General features: G+C 28.6%; 4 protein-coding genes. All 4 read right to left on the bottom strand.

Annotated features, from left to right (window positions below; translation table 11 throughout):
• Positions 1-288 precede the first annotated feature (288 nt).
• The 4 genes from ACVCXO_RS13900 to ACVCXO_RS13885 all read right to left on the bottom strand — a co-directional run bounded on the left by ACVCXO_RS13900 (position 289) and on the right by ACVCXO_RS13885 (position 3,793).
• A complete protein-coding gene (locus ACVCXO_RS13900; protein ID WP_452230191.1) occupies positions 289-687 on the bottom strand; it encodes a hypothetical protein in 399 nt (132 codons plus the stop codon).
• Positions 688-1,257: 570 nt separating this feature from the next.
• Positions 1,258-2,007 (bottom strand): hypothetical protein, encoded by a 750-nt coding sequence (locus ACVCXO_RS13895; protein ID WP_055437547.1) that lies wholly within the window; start codon positions 2,005-2,007, stop codon positions 1,258-1,260.
• Between the two features lie 119 nt (positions 2,008-2,126).
• The gene (locus tag ACVCXO_RS13890) at positions 2,127-2,654 is read right to left on the bottom strand and encodes a DUF6933 domain-containing protein (RefSeq protein ID WP_143381132.1); all 528 of its coding nucleotides are present in this window, start codon (positions 2,652-2,654) and stop codon (positions 2,127-2,129) included.
• A gap of 377 nt (positions 2,655-3,031) precedes the next feature.
• The gene (locus ACVCXO_RS13885) at positions 3,032-3,793 is read right to left on the bottom strand and encodes a DUF6090 family protein (RefSeq protein WP_452230190.1); all 762 of its coding nucleotides are present in this window, start codon (positions 3,791-3,793) and stop codon (positions 3,032-3,034) included.
• Positions 3,794-3,849: the final 56 nt, after the last annotated feature.

Below are 3,849 nucleotides of genomic sequence, written 5' to 3'. Positions count from 1 at the left end.
TGGGTTGGTACAATTATTCCTCAAAATCCAGTATTCCAATTCAAGTTTATTGCAAACTCTGTAATTTACAATGGGCTAATTGCAATGAACAAGGGAAGTTCCAGAAGTCTGGGATTATTAAACATAACGTGTTTGTATATGGTTTGTTGCGTGGTTAAGAACGTAATTTAGCAAATAAAAACCGAATAGAAAATCCGCGAGGGTTTTCGTAAGCAGGCTAGAACCAGCAATAAATTATATACGGTGTTGCCATTTCGTTGTTTTTTAAACAGAATTTATTCTTTTCAGTTAATTTATTTTTTCCATCTTTAAAGACATCGTTTGATCAAACAGTAAAAAATATATTTCTTCTTTTTTAGTTTTTATAACAATTTTAAAAATTGAAGAAGGATTATTATAATCGATAATTATCTGATTTTCCTTGTTGGTTTTCCAATTACTATCAATTATAGTTTGTGTTTCTTTATTTATATTCTTTTTTTTAAGTATGAATTTTTCATTTAAATTAAAGCAAAACTCAGAATCTTTAAATAGAGTTAAATACTTTTCAATTCTAGAGTCAGATGAATCAGCATTGAATTTAGCTTCTGTACATTTCCAATTTCCAACAATATTTACCTGTTCTTTTTTTTGACTAAAAGATTGAATTGAGAATAACAGAATTATTATAATAGTGACTTTTTTCATAATTAAATTTATTTTCACCTTTTCAGCGTTTGAGTAGATTCAGACAGCATTTTATACCACAACTAGCTAAATTCCAAATATACTTCGGTTTTTGATTTTAATTTCAGATTACTAATAGGATAAAAGTAATGCTCTTATTCTATAACCCCAAATGGACATGATCGTAATTTCAATTATTTGAAATAGAATAATAAAAAATAGAACTCTAATAAATGTATTTTCTTTTTTCCAAATAAGGATTGATACTAATATTATTTGAAGAATTCCGAATATTATATTGAAAGCGTAAATAGCCATATCTCCACCAGAAACTCCCATGTTTTTATAAAAAATAAAACAAAACATTAAAAATGAAATTAAGCAGTTTATTATAATCCATTTATTTAGTTTGGTCATATTGTTCATCGAGTTTGAGTGCGTTCCGCAATGAATGGCAACGTGTTTGTATATGGTTTGTTGCGTGTTTAAGCACTAAATTTAGCAAATAAAAACCGAATAGAAAATCCGCGAGGGTTTTCGTAAGCAGGCTAGAACTAGCAATAAATTATATACGGTGTTAGCAATAGTTATTTAGTACTGTATAAATGTCTTTCGCTTAAAAGATATAACTTTAGTCTTATCAGCAGCATCAATCGCTATTGCATTATATTCATTTTCTCCTTCTTTCATATCGATGATTTTTTGAGTTATTGACCAGTAAAACACTTTGTTTTTTGGGTCAAATTCAAAAGATACTTTGTCAATCGGCTCAATTTCATTGTTCGTTTCTTTTGCTATTTCTATTACTTCACATAAATCTAAATTATCATCAATAATTTTATAGTCAGATTTTGATGGAAAATTGAATTCAGACACAATATTTTCGTTTTCATCTAATGCTATTCCAACACAATATTTTATCGAATCTGTTGGTATAAAGTAATAGTCAAAAAAATATTTAGCATTGCACTTTTCCATATCAACAGATGGTCCTCTTGTTTTAAACTTTTGAATACTGTCGGGATAGCTAATTTGGACAGAATAAAATTCTAATTTAGAAAACAACTTTTCTCCAGCGTACTCTTTTATTTTATTCTCTAATCGAGTTTTAATAGGTAATACTTTGTCAGCTATTTGATTAATGTCAATTGGGTTATTCAGAATATTCCATTCTTTAGATTTATCACCAGTAAATGAAAAATTATAAGTTGGACATCTAAAAGTGTAATCTATTGAATTAAAATCTCCACCTAAACCAATATTTTCATTGTCAATGCACTTTTCTTGCGCATTACACGAGAATGATGACAAAATTAAAATTAGTGCAATTAGTTTGTTCATAATTATTGCTAACGTGTTTGTATATGATTAGTGGCGTGTTTCAGCACCTAATTTAGCAAATAAAAACGGAATAGAAAATCTGCAAAGATTTTCGTAAGCAAGCTAAAACCAGCCATTAATTATATACGGTGTTGTGCGTAGGCTTTTATCATTTCGTCCATTTTCTCTTTTGGATATTTCCAGTTCAACATTTTATTAGGTGAACTATTCAGTTTATTGTTTAAATCTCTAAATGGCATATTATCATAAGTTCCATAGTCTTTTTTCCAATCGTCCATTTGAAATAAACAGTTATTCAAAGAGCCACTCGTACTTCGGTCATTATTTGTTTCGCACAAATTAATTTCGCCAATTATTTTATCGACCAATGTGTAATCTGTTTTAATTCCATCATTATTCAACTGAAAATACAGAGTTTTCTTAAAAATAGTGGATATATTTTTCAAATCAGATTTTTTTACATTTGGTATAATCACAAGATATTTCGTTAACTTATTTATGATTAACCAACATTTTTTATTACTCACATAAAATAGAGTAGCAGTCCAATTACCTAGAAATTCATTTTCTATACTAACCTCACTAGAAATGAATTCATTAGTTGTTTTTTCAAGTTTTCTAGTTGTAAAAATGTTTGTCTTAATCATTAAATTTTCTTTAACATAGACTTTTGCATTATAGACAAAAGTCTAGCGTTTTTTTCATTTAGTGAATTTATTAATTTTTACTTTAAAATCTAAAAAAAATCGTTTCAATTTAAATTCCAACGTAACGTTTCGCAAGAGTAAATAATTCGTGCGTAACGTTATTCAGTTTCTGATTAGTTTTTTGTTTATAAATGTCGAAAGGATTAAATTTTAGCTTGATTTTTTTGGTCTGTCAGCTTACGCACAACGTGTTTGTGTATGCTTAGTTGCGTGTGTAAGTTACTAAATTAGTAAACAAAAACGGAATAGAAAATCTGCAAAGATTTTCCGAACAGACGAGAACCAAGCAATTAAATATACACGGTGTTGTGCTTTCGTTATTTTTTCTTTACTAATTCGGATTCAATTTGTGCTATAATATTTTCAACAAACATTAAAATATTTTTTTGATATTCCAATCTATTCTTTTCCAAATCAGATTTTGTTACCAAAACACCTAAAAACGAATCATTTTTTAGATGTCTAATAATTGCACTATTTCTTTCTTCGTCAGTTATTGGTTTGTTTAAACCATTACGTTTTCTATCTCTTTCAGGTTCCAAGTATGCAGCATAAGTACTCGATTTTTCTACCAATGAAGATGTCAAATCTAAACAAAAATCTTCATCTTCAAAACCATATTTGATTTCTGCAGAAAACTCTGCAAGTAAACTTTTTAATTTTTGGTTTTTGATAATGTCAGTTTTTCCAGAGCCAATCAATCCATCATAAGTTCCATTAACAGGTTCTACTCTCCAGTATGATATTGCTCCGCGATAAATATATTCTCCAATAGAATCAATATCCTTTTGTTCGTTCATTGTAGTTTGCAATTTGTAGCAAAATTTCACGACAGTTTCTTGATTTTTGATTGTCGCTTTAGTCCTGTTTTGGGTTTCCAAAAAATCTGTTTTCATCGCTTTTAGAATTGCGACTTCTTCATTTTCAGCAATCCTGTTTTGGTTCAAATTATTTATGCCTAGAGCAATTAAAATCCCAATAACTACCAGAATAATTTCTCCGATTGCGTAAATCAGATATTTACTGAATTTATTTTCTGTCAGCAGTTTTTGTCTAATTTTTCTAAAGAATTTTATCATTGGTTAGCGGTTTCTGGTAATGAAGCACAACGTGTTTGTATATGGTTTGTTGCGTG

The organism is Lacinutrix sp. MEBiC02404, assembly GCF_053601575.1.
This window is presented reverse-complemented; position numbering and strand designations above follow the sequence as displayed.

What these genes read in the sequence shown, in the direction of transcription:
- ACVCXO_RS13895 (WP_055437547.1), bottom strand. Translation starts at nt 2,007, where the DNA reads ATGAACAAACTAATTGCACTAATTTTAATTTTGTCATCATTCTCGTGT.
- ACVCXO_RS13885 (WP_452230190.1), bottom strand. Translation starts at nt 3,793, where the DNA reads ATGATAAAATTCTTTAGAAAAATTAGACAAAAACTGCTGACAGAAAAT.
- ACVCXO_RS13890 (WP_143381132.1), bottom strand. Translation starts at nt 2,654, where the DNA reads ATGATTAAGACAAACATTTTTACAACTAGAAAACTTGAAAAAACAACT.
- ACVCXO_RS13900 (WP_452230191.1), bottom strand. Translation starts at nt 687, where the DNA reads ATGAAAAAAGTCACTATTATAATAATTCTGTTATTCTCAATTCAATCT.